This window comes from Bacillus sp. ms-22 (assembly GCF_009759805.1).
Classification (GTDB): domain Bacteria; phylum Bacillota; class Bacilli; order Bacillales; family Bacillaceae; genus Bacillus; species Bacillus xiamenensis.
The window spans coordinates 1,727,723-1,746,930 of sequence record NZ_CP046653.1; the positions used below are offsets into that span (position 1 = coordinate 1,727,723).

The following is a 19,208-nucleotide window of genomic DNA, read 5'->3' on the forward strand; positions in this document are numbered from 1 at the left end:
AAGTGAAAAAGACCAAGCAAGACCAAGCAAAACTGAAAGACGGCATAAAGGATGATGTGAAACAGCAGCTCCTTCAAATGAAGCAGAATCTCGCCGTTGAGACAGAAAAAAGAGAAGAACAAAAACGACAAGACCTCCTTCGGCAGCAGAAAGAAAAAGAAAAAAATAAAAGCTTCTCAGAGCTGCTAGATGAAAGTCATTTAGACTGGAGAAAGTATAAAAGCTAACTAAAAAAGAGATCACGTGATGTGATCTCTTTCAGATTGTTGACAAAGGGCTAAAATGAACTTTATTTAAGCCCTTTGTCTTCTTTTTACGTTCGATTGACACGATGCGTCTCATACACAGACTGTTTTGTGAAATACATCAAAGCTTTTACTTCTTGATCGCTTAAAGAACGTGCATTGGCTGCTGCCACATTTTCTTTTAACTGTTTCACCGAGCTTGCGCCAAAAACAACCGAGCTGACAGCAGAATGCTTGAGCAAGTATTGAATGGACAGTTCAGTGAGCGATAGGTCATAAGCGACTTTCTTTAATGAAGGAATGACTTGCTGAAGCTCTTCAAATGAGTATTGAAGATAACCGTTTTTTTGAATCGCTGCACTTGCTTGAGAGAGCGGTTTTTCAGTTAAAAGCCCTTTCGCTAAAGGACCTCTAGCGACGACACTAATGCTTTGTTCTTCAAGAAGAGAAAACCATTCTTCTGGACGGCGGTCGAGTAAACTATATTGCATCATCACACTCACAATGTTCGATTTTTTGGCATATTCTTTAATGACATTTGGACGAATAGACGATATGCCGTAATAGCGAATGACGCCTTCTTCCACTAATTCTTCAAACGCCTCAATGGTTTCATCAATTGGGTCGTCAATTGTGCCCCCGTGCAATTGATATAAATCAATATAATCTGTTTGAAGCCGTTTGAGGCTCTGTTTCACGGCCTCTTTTATGTACGCCTTTGAAGGGTCCCAGTCCCAGCCCGGCTTGCCTTTTTCAAAGCGGTTGCCCACTTTTGTGGCCAAAATCAAATCTTGCCGTCTGTTCTTAATGGCCTCCCCGACAATTTCCTCATTTGTCCCAAAATCATATAAATCGGCTGTATCCAAATAGTTAATCCCAAGATCAATGGCTTCATCTAATAAAGAGAGCGCCTTTTCTTTTTCAGTTCCAAGTGACATACATCCTAGTGCCGCCTCACTAACCAAAAGATCAGAGGTGCCAATTCGTCTTTTTTTCAATTCAATCACACTCCTATCCTTTCACATTAAGTGAAAAAATTCTGGAATTCAAGCCAGGTGATTTCAAAGGGTGCATTGAAGCGGCCCTTGGCTTTTCGCTTCTCCTAAATCATCTATGTTAAAATGAATGAAGTGAAAAGTGAAAGTAGAACGAGGAGCTGACAAAATTGAAGGACTTTGAAGAAAAAACATTATCATCTAAAGAGTTATATAAAGGAAAAATCATTGACTTGGTTCTTGAAGATGTAGAATTGCCTAATGGAAAACAAGGCAAACGAGAAATCATCAAACATCCAGGTGCAGTAGCAGTTATTGCACGTACAGACGAAAATAAAATCATTTTGGTCAAGCAATACCGGAAAGCACTTGAGAGAGCCATTGTTGAAATTCCAGCTGGAAAATTAGAACAAGGTGAAGAGCCGGCACATACAGCACTAAGAGAATTAGAAGAAGAAACCGGGTACACGACTCAGCAGCTGAAAAAGCTGACGGCCTTTTACACATCTCCTGGGTTTGCAGATGAAATTGTTCACATGTATCTGGCAGATGAGCTGGTTCCGCTTGAAGAAAAAAGAGAGCTGGATGAAGATGAATTTGTCGAAGTGATGGAAGTGACATTAGAAGAAGCGCTGCACCTCATCGAAAAACAGCAGATTTATGATGCAAAAACAGCCTATGCCATCCAATACTTACAACTGCAAGAGGTACTTGAGTCTACAAAATGAGGGAGTTCTTTGCAGATATCCATATTCATATTGGCAGAACGAGAACAGGCAGAGCTGTCAAAATTACAGGTGCAAGGTCACTGACCATTGATCAAATTCTAATAGAAGCGTCACAAAGTAAAGGGATGGGGATGATTGGTGTGATTGATGCACAATCTCCTGAAGTCCTAGAAGAATTGATAGAAGGTGTAGAGGAAGGCACGTACAAGGAGTTAAGCGATGGCGGTCTATCATTTGGACAAACCGTTTTGCTTTTAGGCAGTGAACTAGAAATCAATGACGGCCATTCAAAGGGGCCGATTCATGTGCTGGCTTTTATGCCCACATTACACAAAATGTCCGAGTTTTCCGCATGGCTCTCTCTTCACATGAAAAATGTGCATTTGAGCTCACAGCGCCTATATGTTGATGGGAGAACGCTTCAGCATAAGGTAAAGGAGTTTGGCGGATTATTTATTCCTGCGCATATTTTCACGCCGCACAAAAGTTTATACGGCAAAGGGGTAAACACTTCTTTAACAGAAGTATTCGATCCAGAGCTCATTGATGCTGTTGAGCTTGGTCTTAGCTGCGATACGTCAATGGCCTCCCAGCTAAGTGAGCTAAATCGCTATCCTTTTTTAACGAATTCAGATGCTCATTCCTTAGGGAAAATTGCGCGAGAATATACGAAAATTCGAATGGATCATGCTTCTTTTACTGAATTCGAGCTAGCCCTTCAAGGAAAAGATGGCCGAAGCATCACAGGAAATTTTGGGCTCGCTCCGCGGCTTGGAAAGTATTATCATACGACCTGTGAGAAATGCGGGGTAAGACCTGACAGTCAGGATCAAGAAAAGTGCAAAGCATGCGGCCATACCCGAATGACCAAAGGGGTGAGTGAGCGTTTAAAGGAGCTTGCTGACCAAGAAAGTGATCATGCAAAGAGACCTCCTTATGTTCATCAGCTCCCGCTTCAATTTATTCCGGGCGTTGGGGCCAAAACATTAGAAAAGCTGAAAGCCGTTTTTCACACAGAAATGAACATTCTTCATCAAGCAACAGAACAAGAACTAAAAGCTGTCCTGCCAAAAAAAACGGCCAATTACATTATCAAAGCGAGAAAGGGAGAAGTCGGACTGATCGCTGGTGGAGGCGGCGTCTACGGCAAGGTGGATATCAATCATGAGTCAACTTAAATGGACATGTCAAACATTTGAACAATTGTCTAAAGAAGATCTTTACCTTATTTTAATGGAAAGAGTGAATGTGTTTGTCGTAGAACAAGCATGTCCTTATCCTGAAATTGATCATCGTGATCAAGATGCTCTTCATTTCATCGCAAAAGAGAATGGCACCATTGTCGCTTATTGCCGCATTTTCCAAAGCGGGATTATGTATAAGGAGGCGTCTATTGGCCGCGTCCTTGTGACGCAGGCAGGCCGGAAAAAAGGCTATGGGAAGATACTGCTCAGCAAGGCTTTAGAAAAGCTCAGTGAATTAGGAGAAACAAGTATCAAAATTCAAGCACAGGCGTATTTGAAATCGTTTTACGAATCATTTGGTTTCAAAGCGATCTCAGATTGTTATGATGAAGATGGGATTCCGCATCTTGATATGGTGAAAAAAGCAAGATAGACGTGTAGACGTCTATCTCAGATTGTTGACAAAGTGCTAAAATGAACTTTATTTTAGCCCTTTGTCTTCTTTTCAGCGTGACCTGAAAACCTTTGCAGTCTAGGAAGGACGAGTACCGGCGTGGAGCGAATTTGACATTCGTGAGCACCGGCACGCAGGACTGACACCGAGTGCGAGGGTTTGTCTACACGCTGAGATAGACGTGTAGACATCTATCTTTTTCATATGACATCGTGTATCATAACGACAACGAAAGGGGTTTTGCCAAATGGGAAAAAGCAAAGCAAAGAAAAAGCGAGAACATATTCAAAGGCAGCGCAGCCGAAATCCAGAACGGTCGAGAGGGAACATGGCGCATTTTAGCACTCACGAAAGAAAGACAAAAACAAAACAAGAAGCTTTGCAGCACATGATGAAAAAACATAAAGACAGGAATGCTTATGATCACTATGAACAGGATCATAAGCATTTTTATTTTGCTTTTTTGTGACAAGTAGATCAAATAAATGGAAAATTTTTAAAAAATAGGACAAATGGTCGTTTCTTTTTGTCTAAAAATGTAGTTAAATGGCAAAAAGCAATGAAAGGGAGAGTGAGTATCGTGAACGTCAAGTCATTGGGAGCAGGATTTTGTATGGCAAGTATGCTGCTGGTATCCATCACGTTCGGCGCATCAGATATATCTGCAGAGGAGCAAGCAAAAAAAGAGTATATCATCGGCTTTTCTTCTTCCGTTCAAGACAAAACACAAAAACAACTTGTAGAAAAAGCTGGCGGCCATGTGAAAGAATCAATAGAACAAATAGATATAATGAAAGTTTCATTGAATAAAGCATCAAAAGAAAAACTGAACCAAGCAAAAGAAGTGACCTTTATTGAGGAAGACCAAAAAGCAAAAACTAGCGGTCAAACCGTCCCATATGGCATCAAAAGCATCCAAGCACAAAAGGTACATAAACGAGGATATGCCGGTCAGAATGTGAAAGTAGCTGTTCTTGACAGTGGAATTGACGGCGAGCATGAAGATTTACACGTAAGCGGCGGTGTCAGCTTTGTTCCAACAGAGTCCGATCCGCTTGTCGATCCCCATGAACACGGAACCCATGTGGCAGGCACGATTGCAGCGCTAGATAATAAAATAGGTGTCGTTGGTGTTGCGCCAAAAGCTTCTATCTATGCTGTTAAAGTGGCAGATGAAAATGGTGACGGCTACTATAGCTGGATCATAAAAGGCATCGAATGGGCCATTGAAAATGACATAGATGTCATCAATATTAGTATGGGGGGAGCAAGTGAATCTGAAGCGCTGAAAGAGGCTGTAGATCGAGCGTATGACAAAGGGATTCTCATTGTGGCTTCCGCAGGGAATGCTGGAAGCTATGGTTCACTCAATACAATAGACTACCCGGCCAAATATGACTCCGTGATAGCTGTCGCATCTGTGGATCAAGGAAGGAAAAGAGCCTTTGATTCCTCTGTTGGTGAAGAGGTGGAAGTATCAGCACCAGGTGTTTCAACGTTAAGCACCCTTCCTCATAACGAATATGGCTATAAGAGCGGAACGTCCATGGCATCACCTCATGTTGCGGGAGCTGCAGCTGTCATTCTATCAAAACATCCGAATCTGACAAATGAAGAAGTGCGTGAAAGGCTTTCAAAAACGGCAATAAAGCTTGGAGACCCATTTTATTATGGAGCCGGGCTTGTGAACGTACAAAAAGCCGCACGATAAAGGAAACGAGAAAGCAGTATCCAGGCTGGCTTTCTCGTTTTTCTTTCAATAAAACTGTCATGTTTCGTATTCTCTCTCATAGAATCTAGTAACCTTTACTATTTGGGAGGAAGACGCATGCGGAAAAAGTCTTGGAAGGAACATCTTCTTCAGCACGTGAAAGATCATCTATCGATTTATTTGTTTGTTTCTGTGCTCTTTTTAATGGGCGTCATCTTTGGGGCCATCATCGTCAATAGTATGACAATGAGTCAGAAAGAGGATTTATTCTATTATTTACATCAATTTTTTGGACAGCTGACGAATGAGAAAGCAGCAGAATCAAAGGAAATGTTTGTGCAAAGCTTTCTGCATCATATGAAATATTTAGGTCTCATGTGGATACTCGGAATTTCCATTATTGGCCTGCCGCTCATCTTTCTCATGATCTTTTTAAAAGGGATTGTTGTTGGGTTTACGGTCGGTTTTCTAGTCAATCAAATGGGGCTTAGTGGATTTTTTCTTTCTTTTATATCGGTGCTTCCGCAAAATATCTTGCTCATACCAGCATATTTAATCATTGGGACTTGTGCGATTGCGTTCTCCATTCGGTTAATTGGACAGCTTTTCATGAAAAAAACCATCAGCCAAGCGCCAGTACAGTGGTTTGGCCGGTATGCGTCTGTTCTGCTGATGATTTTAGCGCTTGCGGCCCTTTCGTCCTTTTTTGAATCATACTTATCATTCATACTGATGAAAAAGCTGGCAGGTGTTCTTTTTTAAAGTGTTTATAATTGTTATTAAATAATAATCAATTTATTTATCAATTTAAAATGATTATAGTTGGCTCTCTGCACATCATTTGATATAATGATCAAGTAATGTGGCGTAGGAGGGAAAGTCAATGGAAAATCGGATTGATCGAATTAAGAAACAGCTTCATTCTTCCAGCTATAAGCTCACGCCACAGCGTGAAGCAACAGTAAGAGTACTGCTTGAGAATGAAGAAGACCATTTAAGTGCAGAAGATGTATACCTCCTCGTAAAAGAGAAGTCTCCTGAAATTGGTCTTGCTACTGTTTATCGGACGTTAGAATTGCTGACTGAACTGAAAGTTGTTGATAAAATTAACTTTGGAGACGGCGTTTCGCGATATGATCTTCGCAAAGAAGGAGCCGCTCACTTCCATCACCATCTTGTCTGCATGGAATGCGGGACAGTCGATGAGATAGAAGATGATTTATTAGAAGATGTTGAAGAGATTATTGAACGCGACTGGAAATTTAAAATTAAGGATCATAGATTGACATTCCATGGTATTTGCCACCGGTGTCATGATGATGAATCCGGCAAATAATCCGAATTGGAACCTTTTCATTCAAGATGAAAAGGTTTTTTGCATTTTCGCTGTATATTCCTTGTCCCACCTGGCATATGCTGAAGTAATGAAAAGATGAGAAAGGACATGAAGATCATGCGAAAATGGCTCAAAACAACAGGTGAAGTGATGAAAGTATTTATCTTGTTCACTGGTTTTACCGTCCTGTTCTATTATGCTATGATATGGATAAATTCAGAATATGAAAGCTATCATCGTTATGATAAACCAGAGGGTGCAGCGATTAAAGTGATGGAAATGGATCAGCCGAAACAAAACACCTGGCAGGATCGATTGATTTATTTTTATCAAAACGGGGAGTAGAAACCATTGAAGGATCAATTATCCGACTTTATTCATTTTATGACAGTAGAGAGAGGACTCTCTGAAAATACCATTGTCTCTTATAAAAGAGATTTACAGAACTATTTGTCCTTTTTAATGACACATGAGCAGTTGACAGATATCAAAGATGTCACGCGCCTTCATATCATTCATTATTTAAAGAAGCTAAAAGACGAAGGGAAATCGAGTAAAACGTCTGTGCGGCATCTATCATCCATTCGCTCCTTTCATCAATTTCTGCTCAGGGAAAAAGTGACAACAGATGACCCGTCATGGAACATCGAATCGCAAAAAACAGAGCGGAAATTACCGAAAGTTCTATCACTAGGTGAGGTCGAAAAGCTGCTCGATACACCAAAGCAGCACACACCATTTGACTACCGTGACAAAGCCATGCTTGAGCTTTTATATGCAACCGGTATTCGTGTGAGTGAAATGCTGGATCTGACCCTTGCAGATGTTCATCTGACAATGGGCTTTATCCGCTGTTTTGGAAAAGGGCGAAAAGAGCGCATCGTGCCTATTGGTGAAGCCGCTGCAAGTGCGATTGAAGTATATATTGAAAAAGGAAGACACAAGCTTTTAAAAAAACAGCCGGCTGATGCCTTGTTCCTCAATCACCATGGGAAAAAGATGTCACGACAAGGCTTTTGGAAAAATTTAAAAAAACGAGCCATCGAAGCGGGCATTCAAAAAGAATTGACGCCGCATACGCTCAGGCATTCATTTGCAACACATCTACTTGAAAACGGTGCGGATCTTAGAGCCGTTCAGGAGATGCTCGGTCATGCCGATATTTCTACTACACAAATTTACACACATGTCACGAAAACAAGATTAAAAGACGTGTATCACAAATTCCATCCAAGGGCATAAGTAAAGCATGACACGGAGAACGTGTATCATGCTTTTTTTTGTTTGGACCGTTTAAGGTTGTCAATTGACTTGAAAACGGTTTATACTTGAGATGTCTGACCTCTCTAAATATGAAAGGTCAAAGGATAAGAATATTGAAGGAGGCGCTTTTTCATGCCTGATTATCAGTATAAACGCATTTTCCTCATTGTGATGGATTCAGTAGGAATTGGGGAAGCACCAGATGCTGCTGATTTTAATGATGTAGGTGCAGATACACTTGGACATATTGCAGAAAAAATGAACGGGCTTCATATGCCGAACATGGCGAAGCTTGGGCTGGGTCATATTAAAGAAATTAAAGGAATTCCAGCGGATGAAAAACCGCTTGCGTATTATGGGAAGATGCAAGAAGCATCAAACGGTAAAGACACAATGACAGGTCATTGGGAAATCATGGGTCTTTACATAGACACACCATTTAAAGTCTTTCCAGACGGATTTCCAGATGAACTATTAAATGAACTAAAAGAAAAAACCGGACGCGGCATCATTGGAAATAAACCGGCGTCTGGTACAGAAATCCTTGATGAGCTTGGCGAAGAACATATGAAAACAGGCGATTTAATCGTTTATACTTCAGCGGATTCGGTGCTGCAAATTGCTGCACACGAAGAAGTTGTACCATTAGACGAACTTTACCGCATTTGCGAAATCGCACGTGAGCTCACATTAGATGAAAAGTATATGGTAGGGCGCATTATCGCTCGTCCGTTTGTCGGGAAGCCGGGGGCATTTGTCAGAACACCAAACCGTCATGACTATGCGTTAAAACCATTTGACCGTACAGTGATGAATGAACTGAAAGATGATGGACTGGATGTCATTGCAATCGGAAAAATCTCTGATATTTATGATGGCGAAGGGATCACCTCTTCACTCAGAACAAAATCCAACATGGATGGAATGGACAAGCTAGTTGAGACGCTGAAAACAGACTTTACAGGACTTAGCTTCTTAAATCTTGTCGATTTTGACGCGCTTTATGGACACAGAAGAGATCCAGAAGGCTACGGTAAAGCACTAGAGGAATTTGACGCACGTCTTCCTGAAGTATTTGATCTATTAAAAGAGGATGATCTGCTTGTGATCACAGCAGATCATGGAAATGACCCGGTTCATCACGGAACAGATCATACAAGAGAATATGTTCCGCTTATTGCTTACAGCAAAAAGCATCAGGAAGCGCATGAACTCCCAACAGCAAAAACCTTTGCTGATCTCGGGGCAACGGTAGCAGATAATTTCAAATCAACGCTGCCAAAATACGGAACAAGCTTTTTATCTAAACTCAAATAGGGGGAAATCTCGTGGGAACACAGTTTTCAGAAGCGGCGGCATACATTAAACAAGCATCGACATATGTACCAACAGTTGGATTGATTTTAGGGTCAGGTCTTGGCATTTTAGCAGATGAAATTGAACATCCGATCAAATTAAAATACGAAGATATTCCTGGATTCCCTGTTTCAACAGTAGAGGGGCATGCTGGTCAGCTCGTGATTGGAACGCTGAAAGGCACGGTCGTTTGTGCCATGCAAGGGCGTTTTCATTTCTATGAAGGATATGATATGAAACAAGTGACGTTTCCTGTCCGTGTGATGAAAGAAATCGGCATTGAGACATGTATTGTTACAAATGCAGCAGGCGGCGTGAATACGTCCTTCCATCCTGGTGATCTCATGCTGATTACAGATCATATCAATATGATGGGAACCAATCCGTTAATTGGACCAAACGACAGTCAAGGGGTTCGTTTCCCTGATATGTCTGCACCGTATGATCAGGAATTGCTGGCACTTGCAAAGAAAACCGCTCAAAACCTAGGGATATCTGTGCAGCAAGGGGTTTATGCAGGAATGACAGGCCCATCCTATGAAACGCCGGCTGAAGTACGATTCCTCAGAACGCTTGGTGCTGATGCGGTCGGTATGTCGACTGTGCCAGAAGTCATCGTGGCTCGTCATGCAGGAATAAAAGTACTTGGAATTTCATGCATTTCCAATGCGGCCTCAGGTATTTTAGATCAGCCGCTTTCTCATGATGAAGTCATCGAAGTGACGGAAAAAGTGAAAGCCAGTTTCCTTGATTTAGTGAAAGATGTTGTCAAACAACTCTCATAGAACGTGTCCTAAAGCCTTCTGTTCATTAAGCAGAAGGCTTTTTTTTATGGCAATCAAACGATCTCTGAATAAAACAGCCTTTATGAGGAAAAAATAAAAAGGATTACGATAATGGAGGTCTGCCACTTGAAACGTCATATATGTGCATTGTTTATTTTAATGATCCTTATCTCAATGGTGTCGCCATCAGCGACAGCAAAAGAAAAAATCGAAAAGCCAGGAGAAAAACAAACATCAGAATTGGCGCATGAAGCCAAATCAGCCATTTTAATTGAACGTGACACGGGAAAGGTGCTTTACAACAAAAACAGTGATGAAAAGCTTGCGCCAGCAAGTATGACCAAAATCATGACGATGCTTCTCATCATGGAAGCAATTGACCAAGGAAAGATCAAAATGACGGACAAGGTCAGAACAAGCGACTATGCAGCATCAATGGGAGGCTCACAAATTTTCCTTGAACCTGGAGAAGAAATGACTGTGAAAGAAATGCTGAAAGGCATTGCGATTGCTTCAGGAAACGACGCTTCAGTTGCCATGGCAGAGCATATTGCTGGATCTGAAGAACAATTTGTTGAGCAAATGAACAAAAAGGCAAAAGAACTTGGCCTCAAATCAACCGTCTTTCAAAACCCAACAGGACTTCCTGAAAAAGATCATTACAGCACAGCTCATGATATGGCAAAAATGGCGAAAGAGCTGTTAAAATATGAACAAATCACCAAATTTACAGGTGTATATGAAGACTACCTCCGGCAAAACACGGATAAAAAATTCTGGCTTGTAAACACAAACCGACTCATTAAATTTTATCCCGGCGTCGATGGGATGAAAACAGGATTTACTGCCGAGGCGAAATATTGTTTAACCGCATCCGCTAAAAAAGGCAACATGCGCGTCATTGCTGTTGTATTCGGTGCAAGTACACCGAAAGACAGAAACGCTCAAGTCGTCAAAATGCTGGATTATGCATTTAGTCAATATACCACCCATCCTCTGTACAAACGAGGACAAGACGTGGCAGAGATCAAAGTGAGCAAAGGGAAAAAGAAAAACATCCAGCTTGTCACATCTGAACCGATTTCTCTTTTAACGAAAAAAGGCGAAAATGTCGATCAGATCAAAAAAGAAATTAAACTATCTCAAGATGTCACGGCCCCATTTTCAAAAGGAACGAAGCTTGGCACCATCGTCTTGAAAAAAGATGGGAAAGTGCTTCATGAAAGCCCTGTCGAGGCAAAAGAAGACATGGAAAGAGCCGGTGTTTGGACTTTCTTTAAACGGGCAATGGCCGAATTTGTCAAATGGAAATAAGAGGCGAAAGACTGCTGCAAGTGGCAGTCTTTTTTTGCTATGAGCGAATAGAAAAGAACATCTAAATGTGACGAATGATCACTAGTTTTGTCATGGTGAAGGATTTACTTCATAGAAAAGAGAAACATTCTTTATCCGAAAATAGAGCAAGGAGGAAGAAAAAGATGAGCCTTGGTATTGATTTTCAAGTCAAAGAGAGCGTACTTTGTATTCGGTTGACAGGAGAGCTCGATCATCACTCTGCAGAAACGTTGAGACAAAAGGTGACGAATTATTTGGAAACAGAGGACATTCGCCACATCGTGCTGAATTTAGCTGATTTATCATTTATGGACAGTTCTGGCCTCGGGGTTATTTTAGGAAGATATAAGCAGATTAAGCAGCTTGGTGGCGAAATGGTCGTCTGCGCGATCTCGCCAGCGGTGAACCGTTTATTTGATATGTCTGGCTTGTTTAAAATCATCCGTATGGAGCCTTCAGAGCAAACAGCGCTGCAAACATTGGGGGTGGCATCATGACAAATGAAATGAATCTGACCTTCTCTGCTTTGAGTCAAAATGAATCCTTCGCAAGGGTAACAGTAGCGGCGTTCATCGCCCAGCTTGATCCGACATTAGATGAATTAACCGAGATCAAAACGGTCGTATCAGAGGCAGTAACAAACTCCATTATTCACGGATATGACGGAAACCCAGATGGAAAGGTGCATATTAGTGTCACGCTGGATGATCATGTGGTGTATTTGACGATACGCGACGAAGGTATGGGAATTACAGATCTTGAGGAAGCAAGACAGCCTCTTTTCACAACAAAGCCAGACTTAGAACGATCCGGGATGGGATTTACCATTATGGAGAATTTTATGGACGATGTCATGGTAGACTCATCTCCAGAAATGGGCACAACGATCCGTTTAACAAAGCATCTATCAAAAAGCAAAGCGCTTTGTAATTAAGGAGCTGCTCATATGGATGTGGAGGTAAAAAAGCAAGCAAAAAAAGCACAGCTGTCAAATAATGAAGTGAAACAGCTCATAAAAAAAAGCCAAGACGGAGATCAGCAAGCAAGAGACCTCCTCGTAGAAAAAAACATGCGTCTTGTTTGGTCCGTCGTTCAGCGCTTTTTAAATAGAGGATATGAACCAGATGATCTATTTCAGATAGGCTGTATCGGCCTGTTAAAATCTGTTGATAAATTTGATTTATCCTATGATGTGAAATTTTCGACCTATGCTGTTCCCATGATCATCGGTGAAATCCAGCGCTTCATTCGTGATGATGGAACGGTCAAAGTCAGCAGGTCCTTAAAGGAACTTGGAAATAAAATCAGGCGGGCAAGAGACGAATTGTCTAAATCTCATGGGAGAATGCCGACTGTACAGGAAATCGCTGATTATCTCGACATCACACCAGAGGATGTCATCCTCGCTCAAGAAGCGGTTCGCTCCCCGTCATCTATACATGAAACCGTGTATGAAAATGACGGTGATCCGATTACACTGCTCGATCAAATTGCCGATCATTCAGAAGAAAGATGGTTTGATAAAATTGCGCTAAAAGAGGCAATCAAGGAATTAGAAGAGCGAGAGAAACTGATTGTGTACTTAAGGTATTATAAAGACCAAACGCAATCTGAGGTAGCAGAGAGGCTTGGTATTTCACAAGTACAAGTCTCAAGGCTTGAAAAGAAAATTTTAAAACAAATCCAAGTGCAAATGGATCAAAAAGACAGCTAGCCTATTGGTACTGACCCCATCAGATGAGACAAATAAAAAACACCTTCAAGTTTGAAAACGGATCGTTGTGATCCGAAATAAAGCATGGAGGTGTTTTTTCTATGGGGACAAGAGTGAGTTATCCGGTTGAAGTGAAACAGAAGGCTGTAGAAATGAGATTGGCAGGTGTACCTATGAAAGAGATCATGCAGGAATTGAATATTAAGAATAAGACGCAGGTTCAGACATGGGTGAGGTGGCATAAGGCTGGGGATACACACCGGTTCGAACAGCCTGTTGGAAAACAATATTCCTATGGAAAGGGCCCCGACTACTCTTCCGAATTAGAGAGACTGCGGGCAGAAAATCGCTATTTGAGTCAACAGAATGAAGTTTTAAAAAAGTACAACGAATTGGAAAGGAAGTTGATAAGGAAACGGCAATCAAACTGGTAGAAGAATTGTGCAAAACGTTGACGGTACAGGACACCTGTTTCCATTTAGGTATCTCACGCACTTCGTACTATAGATGGAAAAAGGATCTGACTCAGAATCACTCTAAAAGACAACTAGAGAAACAGGTCGGCACGTTGTGCCGAGAGCACAAGTATCGATATGGTTATCGAAAAATCACCGCCATACTAAAAATGAGCATGCGTATTAACCATAAAACTGTTCAACGTATCATGCAGAAAAACCAGTGGCAGTGCCGAGTTAAAATGAAAAAGCGTAAGAAGAATGGGCAGCCCTATGCCGTGGCTGGTAATATACTGGATCGGAACTTTCAGTCTGATCGCCCTCTTGAAAAACTAGTAACGGACATCACGTATTTGCCTTATGGACAGAAACAATTGTACCTTTCCAGTATATTGGATTTATATAATGGAGAAGTGATTGCTTTTAATATTGGTGATAAGCAGGACACAGACTTTATCTTAAACACACTTAATCAGCTCCCATCACTGCCTGAGAATTGCGTGTTACATAGCGACCAAGGTTCTGTGTATACATCTTACGAGTATCAGAAAGCTGTTCATAAGAAAGGCATTACCATGAGCATGTCCCGTAAAGGGACGCCCGCTGATAATGCCTCCATCGAATCGTTTCATTCCTCACTAAAGTCTGAAACGTTCTATCTTAACAGGATTGATCGAACTACGAACACCATTGTAGAACGCACTGTCAAAGAATACATTTATTATTATAACAACATTCGTATTCAAACGAAACTAAACAACCAATCACCGATAAACTATCGGCAACTGGCTGTTTCGTAAAGGTGTTTTGATCCCTGTCTCAAAAACGGGGGTCAGTCCCAGCTAGGTCTGCTTCTTTTTATTTTATGTTGTTATCCTTATAGTAAAAGCGCAGAGGGAGTGTGTATATGACCAATTACAGAAATACAATTACAGCATTTCACTGTTCGAAAAGGAACGGGGAATTGAAGGTTAAACCGAAACCTTTCAAGTGGCATATTCCAAAAAGACTAAGAGGACAGATACAACAAGGGGATATTGTGTTGGTTGAATCCCTAGACAGAAAAAAGCCTGTCCTAGTAATTGATGTTTCAAGAGAAGAGCTAGAGGAAACGGGTTGCTATTACAAGCGAGTCATTAAGATTTTGGATCAAGTAGATAAAAATAAAGAAAATGTACCTGTGTGAAAGAGAGACTATTACGAGTAGTCTCTTTTTTAATGTAAAAATTCACTCAAATTTAACATGTCAATTCATCAGATATTAAAATATCCTTAAAATTCTATTAATGTTTACATGATCCATATTAACCATTATTATGGTGAATGTGGACCACGCTAAAAAAGGAATTGGAGGTAATAATATGAAAAAACGAAACGTTATTGTCACATCCTTGTTGTCAGCATCTGTATTATTCACTGGGTTTGGATTGGAAGGAAATGCACAAGCGACAGATGTATACCCTTCTATGAACAATGAAAGAGCCAAAGAAGAAATAGAAGAAATGAAAGCAGAGGGTATGACCTCTGAACAGATTAATGAGCTTTACGAGATGAGCAAAAAGGAGTATAACTCTGTATCTACAGAAGAAAAAGCAGAAGCTATATTCGAAGAGTCGCAGAAAGATATCGATCAATATATTAAAGAAGGCGTGATTGACGAGTATTTACCTAAGTACAACGAAGAGAAAGATAAGATAAGCGTAAACGCCAAGAATTTAGGCACTAAGGGCGATGTATTAGTAAGCTATGACTTGAATTCAGGTAGCTCCGCAATTGGCTTCGGACACGCCGCAATTGTCTCAAGAAAAGCAGCTAAGACCGTAGAGGCTTGGCATAAAAATTGGAGTCCTATTAAACAACATGGAGTCAGAAGATATAATAATAATTGGGGTTCTAGAAAGAAGGTTTACGGGCTATGGGTGAAGAAGTCTAATAATACCAAATATGTAAATGCGGCTAAGTATGCTGAAAAGCAAGCTGACCAAAAGAAGCCATACAACATGAATTTCTTTGACAAGAAAACTACCAAAAAATTCTATTGTTCTCAATTGGCCTGGAGAGCTTGGAAGAACCAAGGGCACGACATTGACAATATAAAAATTGATTCGGTTGTGTCGCCAATGGAATTAGTCAACTCTAACAACACGAAGGTCTTTTATCATAAAAAGTAAGTCAATAAGCAGTCGGGGGACTCCCTCGATTGCTTTACTTGTTTAAAATTGAAAGGAGATGATTGAATGAAATACTTAAAACTACTTATTTCAGCTTGCGCCATTGCATTAATATGTACAGCATGCTCAAAGAAAGAGGAGGCTGCTGTTGACTCACCTAAGAGAGAATTGAGCAATATGAAAGACAGTAAATTTGCTATCATTTATTCGCAGGTAATGGATAGAGGATGCGAGGTGGTCAACTATAACAACGAAGGAAAGAAATTGTCGAGTATTACAATGAAAGACTGTGTGGGATTTACCTCATCTACTCAGAGCGATAATAATATGTACTTTTCATCTAATAGGTCTAATTATCATGTATCCCTAAATAAGAAGACTGGGAAGGTAGAGCCTTTGAATACAAAATCACTTTCAAAGTCTACAGATGACGAGGGTGCATTCTTTATTAACTACTCTAATGGGTATGTTATACACGATATTAACGTTGGCTTTACAGAGGATGGCTTAGTAGGAGAATTAGTATATTGGAATGAAGATGACAACGATAAAAATCAAGTTGAATTAGACGGAGAATTAACAACAGCTATATTTGAAGACAAAAAAATCTATGCCATTCTCAGTAATGATGAAAGTGTCACAGTGTCTTCAATAGACCCTAAAACTCATAAAGAAAAACGAAAAAAGTTAGATGTCGACTCAGTCTTCTTTCCTGACAATAATGAATCTTTGAAGTCATTAAACAATGAAGAATTAATTCTTGCCGTAAACGATGGCGTTGACAGTAAGAAAGAATCGATGTTGGTTGTACTCGACAAAAAAACTCTCGATAAGAAGAGAGAAATAGTAATGGATAAAGGATTCATTATCTACAAGATCAATGTAGGCAAGGATAGAGTCACGATAGTTTCCTATGAAGGAGAAGTCAAGACATTCAACAAAGACCTCAAAGAGATATCTTCTGAAAAAATTCCACTTAATTTTAAATCAGATGACGAACGTTTAGAAGAGGTCAAGATTTTAGACGGCAAGATTTATGCATTGGTAAGAATGTTTGATAGAGATAAGGATGGAGTTATTGGCAGAATTATTGAATATAATATTGAAAGCAAAGACTCTAAGGAGATATCACTAAAATCTGATAGAGACTGGGAAATGACCAGCATGGAAGTTATAAGATAACTGTAGAGGAGAGTGGAGTAAATTAACTTACATTATCTTCAACCCATGGGTCTTGTGTTATTCACATTGCCGTTGTTGTATTTAGTTTGGGGGATTATTGGGTATTTAATCTTTAAGAAGATTCATGTGGTGCTAATTATCACATTTATAACTTCAACCATCTTCATATTTGCCTATACTGGATTCGACCTGTCGAATATGTATTGGGTAGTGGCTATGACCTTTTTATGCATGTGTACCACTGTCATCACAAAAATCATTCGATATATGTATTATCGCTATAAAAGAGCATAATAACCAGTCAAAGCTTGTGTTCCCGAACATGAGCTTTATTTTTGTTTCATACCACTAAAATAACTCAAGAAGCTGGTAATAATTAAAGAGATAACTGATGCAATTAGCAAAGATACACTCATTGCACCCATTCCTAAACCTTCCCATTCTCCTACAAAGAAACTTATAATTAATAAGATAATGCTTGCCATCATTAAAACTGCTGGAAATCCATACTGTAAAAAGGATTTTCTTTTTTTAAATATTAAAGAAAAACCTAATATAATAACTGTAAGGATAGTTGTCAGTAGCCAGAAAGGCATTTGTCTCGCCTCCTTGAAAGAATATGATAAGAGAACCCTAATGAATATTTATGTATCCTTTCAATATCCTACCACTGATTTAATCTGTTGACCACAGACCGAGAAGTGTTAAATAATCCATATAAAGTAAAGACTCTGTGACAATGATTATCACAGAGTCTTTACTTTATAATTTATTACCAGCTTCTTTCCCTAAACTCGATGTAATCACTTTGTCAGCTACTTCATGTGAGACAGCAGCAGAAGGAAAAATTGGTAAAGCTAATGCTACAGTTTCTTAGAGAAAACAGGTTGCTATTATAAGCGAGTCATCATGGTTATGGATCAAGTGGATAAAACCAGTAAAGAGCGTGAAAAATAAACAGCGTCTTTTGTAGGTGGATTTTTGTCATGTTTTGGAGTTCTTTATTGTCTGTATGGCATGTCACATTACTTATTTTTACATAATTTGTTTAAAAAGGTCATTTAATCTGCGATAATGAAAGAAAAGGGTAAATGATAGGGGGAGGTTTGTTTGTCGGAAAAAGTAGCAAGTCCATTTGTTGCTAAAATGATTGGTGATTGGTACGGACTTATAAAAAAACAAGATATCCTAAAAGCTGAAAAAAAGAAAAGCGAGATAGTACAAGCTTTTGAAAATATGGAAGAAGATCAAAATGTCTTATTATACTTTAACTTGATTGATGCCAGATACAAAATGATGGTGCAGGAGTTTGAGGGATCAAAAGTTTTATTGAAGCAAATAGACATTGAAGAGAAGCAGAAAACAGATGACATGATTCAGTATTATTATTTCTTCTTCAATGGCATGTATGAGTTCTATAAAAATCGATTTTCAGACGCTATCAACTATTATCATATCGCAGAGACCCGCCTTAGAAATGTTCCTGACGAATTAGAACGTGCTGAATTTAACTATCAGCTTGCGATTGCGTACTACAAAATCGCACAAAATCATTTCTCCATTAACCATGCCAAAAAAGCTTTAGAAAGCTTTAAATCAGCAGATTTACAAGAGAGTCGGATTGCTACTACTCTAATGGTAATCGCATCAAATAAGATGGATTTAAACCAACTCGAACAAGCTGAATCCACCTATAAGGATGCTATCAATTTAGCAGCAAAATCTAACATTGATTTGCCACAAGCGCTGGGGTATTTCAATCTAGGGATATGTTATGACCGTCAAGGAAAGGTTCAGCAAGCTTTAGACTCTTTCCAGAATGGGTTGTCTATTGAACTAAAAAAACCACACAAAACACTGCATATGAGAACTAAGTACATGTTAGCCCGTGTTCTCTTCCAGTTAGATAAAAAAGCTGAAGGGCTGGAGTCATACAATGAGTCACTCATATTGGCGAATGAATTATCTGACAATGCGTATATTGCTAAGTTAAACATCATACATTCAATTTATATAACAGGTGATGAAGCTCAACTAGATGCAGCTTTAAATGTACTGAAAACTCAAAAACTTTGGAAAGATGCCGCAGAATTGTCAATCATGGCTGCAAGATTTTATAAAAAGCAGGATAATCATAAACTAGCATCAAAATACTTTGATGAAGGTTTGGAATCACAGGCCAAAAAATTGACATGGATGGAGGAGGAAGCTGAATGAAGCACCTGAAAGTTATGATATTAAGCCTTACCTTATTAATGGGGGTCACAACCGCAGGGGACTGACCCCCGTTTTTG

The 19,208-nt window shown here is 39.8% G+C and carries 23 protein-coding genes; 21 read left to right on the top strand and 2 right to left on the bottom strand.

Annotation, left to right across the window (positions count from 1 at the left end; genetic code table 11):
• The first annotated feature begins 2 nt into the window (after positions 1-2).
• Positions 3-227 carry a YqkE family protein gene (locus tag GPA07_RS09040; RefSeq protein WP_039179706.1) on the top strand — a complete coding sequence of 75 codons (225 nt, stop codon included), beginning with the start codon at positions 3-5 and terminating at the stop codon, positions 225-227.
• Between the two features lie 86 nt (positions 228-313).
• On the opposite strand, the gene GPA07_RS09045 is transcribed toward GPA07_RS09040, so the two are convergent.
• The gene (locus GPA07_RS09045) at positions 314-1,243 is read right to left on the bottom strand and encodes an aldo/keto reductase (protein WP_008358741.1); all 930 of its coding nucleotides are present in this window, start codon (positions 1,241-1,243) and stop codon (positions 314-316) included.
• A 167-nt stretch (positions 1,244-1,410) separates the two neighbouring features.
• Between GPA07_RS09045 and GPA07_RS09050 the strand changes: the two genes are divergently transcribed.
• The 19 genes from GPA07_RS09050 (at position 1,411) to GPA07_RS09140 (ending at position 16,914) form a co-directional block, all read left to right on the top strand.
• Complete coding sequence (locus GPA07_RS09050; protein WP_008358739.1) at positions 1,411-1,968, top strand: NUDIX hydrolase; 558 nt, start codon at positions 1,411-1,413, stop codon at positions 1,966-1,968.
• Complete coding sequence (locus tag GPA07_RS09055) at positions 1,965-3,146, top strand: TIGR00375 family protein (RefSeq protein WP_157292406.1); 1,182 nt, start codon at positions 1,965-1,967, stop codon at positions 3,144-3,146. The genes GPA07_RS09050 and GPA07_RS09055 overlap by 4 nt, the downstream gene beginning before the upstream one ends.
• On the top strand, positions 3,133-3,585 hold the full coding sequence (locus GPA07_RS09060) for a GNAT family N-acetyltransferase (RefSeq protein ID WP_008358734.1): 453 nt from the start codon (positions 3,133-3,135) through the stop codon (positions 3,583-3,585). Before GPA07_RS09055 ends, GPA07_RS09060 begins: the two co-directional genes overlap by 14 nt.
• Before the next feature lie 268 nt (positions 3,586-3,853).
• Positions 3,854-4,075, top strand: coding sequence for a hypothetical protein (locus GPA07_RS09065; protein WP_008361820.1), 222 nt, complete (start codon positions 3,854-3,856; stop codon positions 4,073-4,075).
• Positions 4,076-4,186: 111 nt separating this feature from the next.
• On the top strand, positions 4,187-5,317 hold the full coding sequence (locus GPA07_RS09070; RefSeq protein WP_157292408.1) for a S8 family peptidase: 1,131 nt from the start codon (positions 4,187-4,189) through the stop codon (positions 5,315-5,317).
• A 117-nt stretch (positions 5,318-5,434) separates the two neighbouring features.
• On the top strand, positions 5,435-6,079 hold the full coding sequence (spoIIM, locus tag GPA07_RS09075) for a stage II sporulation protein M (RefSeq protein WP_157292409.1): 645 nt from the start codon (positions 5,435-5,437) through the stop codon (positions 6,077-6,079).
• 121 nt (positions 6,080-6,200) lie between these two features.
• Positions 6,201-6,653 carry a ferric iron uptake transcriptional regulator gene (gene fur / locus GPA07_RS09080; protein WP_003215577.1) on the top strand — a complete coding sequence of 151 codons (453 nt, stop codon included), beginning with the start codon at positions 6,201-6,203 and terminating at the stop codon, positions 6,651-6,653.
• Positions 6,654-6,770: 117 nt separating this feature from the next.
• Positions 6,771-6,998 (top strand): YqzK family protein, encoded by a 228-nt coding sequence (locus tag GPA07_RS09085; RefSeq protein WP_008361814.1) that lies wholly within the window; start codon positions 6,771-6,773, stop codon positions 6,996-6,998.
• Between the two features lie 6 nt (positions 6,999-7,004).
• Positions 7,005-7,895: a site-specific tyrosine recombinase XerD gene (xerD, locus tag GPA07_RS09090; protein ID WP_008361812.1), complete on the top strand. Its 891-nt coding sequence runs from the start codon at positions 7,005-7,007 to the stop codon at positions 7,893-7,895.
• A gap of 153 nt (positions 7,896-8,048) precedes the next feature.
• Complete coding sequence (gene deoB, locus GPA07_RS09095) at positions 8,049-9,233, top strand: phosphopentomutase (RefSeq protein WP_157292411.1); 1,185 nt, start codon at positions 8,049-8,051, stop codon at positions 9,231-9,233.
• Positions 9,234-9,244: 11 nt separating this feature from the next.
• A complete protein-coding gene (locus GPA07_RS09100; protein WP_157292413.1) occupies positions 9,245-10,057 on the top strand; it encodes a purine-nucleoside phosphorylase in 813 nt (270 codons plus the stop codon).
• Positions 10,058-10,216: 159 nt separating this feature from the next.
• Entirely contained in the window at positions 10,217-11,371 is a 1,155-nt protein-coding gene (locus tag GPA07_RS09105; RefSeq protein WP_406566830.1) for a D-alanyl-D-alanine carboxypeptidase family protein, read from the top strand.
• A gap of 164 nt (positions 11,372-11,535) precedes the next feature.
• The gene (gene spoIIAA / locus GPA07_RS09110; protein WP_008361804.1) at positions 11,536-11,889 is read left to right on the top strand and encodes an anti-sigma F factor antagonist; all 354 of its coding nucleotides are present in this window, start codon (positions 11,536-11,538) and stop codon (positions 11,887-11,889) included.
• The gene (spoIIAB, locus tag GPA07_RS09115) at positions 11,886-12,326 is read left to right on the top strand and encodes an anti-sigma F factor (protein WP_008361802.1); all 441 of its coding nucleotides are present in this window, start codon (positions 11,886-11,888) and stop codon (positions 12,324-12,326) included. The genes spoIIAA and spoIIAB overlap by 4 nt, the downstream gene beginning before the upstream one ends.
• A 12-nt stretch (positions 12,327-12,338) precedes the next feature.
• On the top strand, positions 12,339-13,106 hold the full coding sequence (gene sigF / locus GPA07_RS09120) for an RNA polymerase sporulation sigma factor SigF (protein ID WP_008361800.1): 768 nt from the start codon (positions 12,339-12,341) through the stop codon (positions 13,104-13,106).
• Between the two features lie 101 nt (positions 13,107-13,207).
• A protein-coding gene (locus GPA07_RS09125; protein WP_157292415.1) for an IS3 family transposase occupies positions 13,208-14,361 on the top strand; the annotation gives its coding sequence in 2 pieces (ribosomal slippage) (positions 13,208-13,481 and positions 13,481-14,361; 1,155 coding nt in all).
• Positions 14,362-14,468: 107 nt separating this feature from the next.
• The gene (locus GPA07_RS09130; protein WP_008362165.1) at positions 14,469-14,747 is read left to right on the top strand and encodes a DUF5839 family protein; all 279 of its coding nucleotides are present in this window, start codon (positions 14,469-14,471) and stop codon (positions 14,745-14,747) included.
• A gap of 175 nt (positions 14,748-14,922) precedes the next feature.
• Complete coding sequence (locus GPA07_RS09135; protein WP_008362163.1) at positions 14,923-15,732, top strand: hypothetical protein; 810 nt, start codon at positions 14,923-14,925, stop codon at positions 15,730-15,732.
• 66 nt (positions 15,733-15,798) lie between these two features.
• A complete protein-coding gene (locus tag GPA07_RS09140; protein WP_008362161.1) occupies positions 15,799-16,914 on the top strand; it encodes a hypothetical protein in 1,116 nt (371 codons plus the stop codon).
• 329 nt (positions 16,915-17,243) lie between these two features.
• Here the strand turns inward: GPA07_RS09140 and GPA07_RS09150 are convergent, their stop codons facing one another.
• On the bottom strand, positions 17,244-17,510 hold the full coding sequence (locus GPA07_RS09150) for a YesK family protein (RefSeq protein ID WP_008362159.1): 267 nt from the start codon (positions 17,508-17,510) through the stop codon (positions 17,244-17,246).
• Positions 17,511-18,024: 514 nt separating this feature from the next.
• Here GPA07_RS09150 and GPA07_RS09155 point away from each other — a divergent pair.
• Positions 18,025-19,131, top strand: a complete 1,107-nt coding sequence (locus GPA07_RS09155; protein WP_157292417.1) for a Rap family tetratricopeptide repeat protein — start codon at positions 18,025-18,027, stop codon at positions 19,129-19,131.
• The last annotated feature ends 77 nt before the right edge of the window (positions 19,132-19,208 follow it).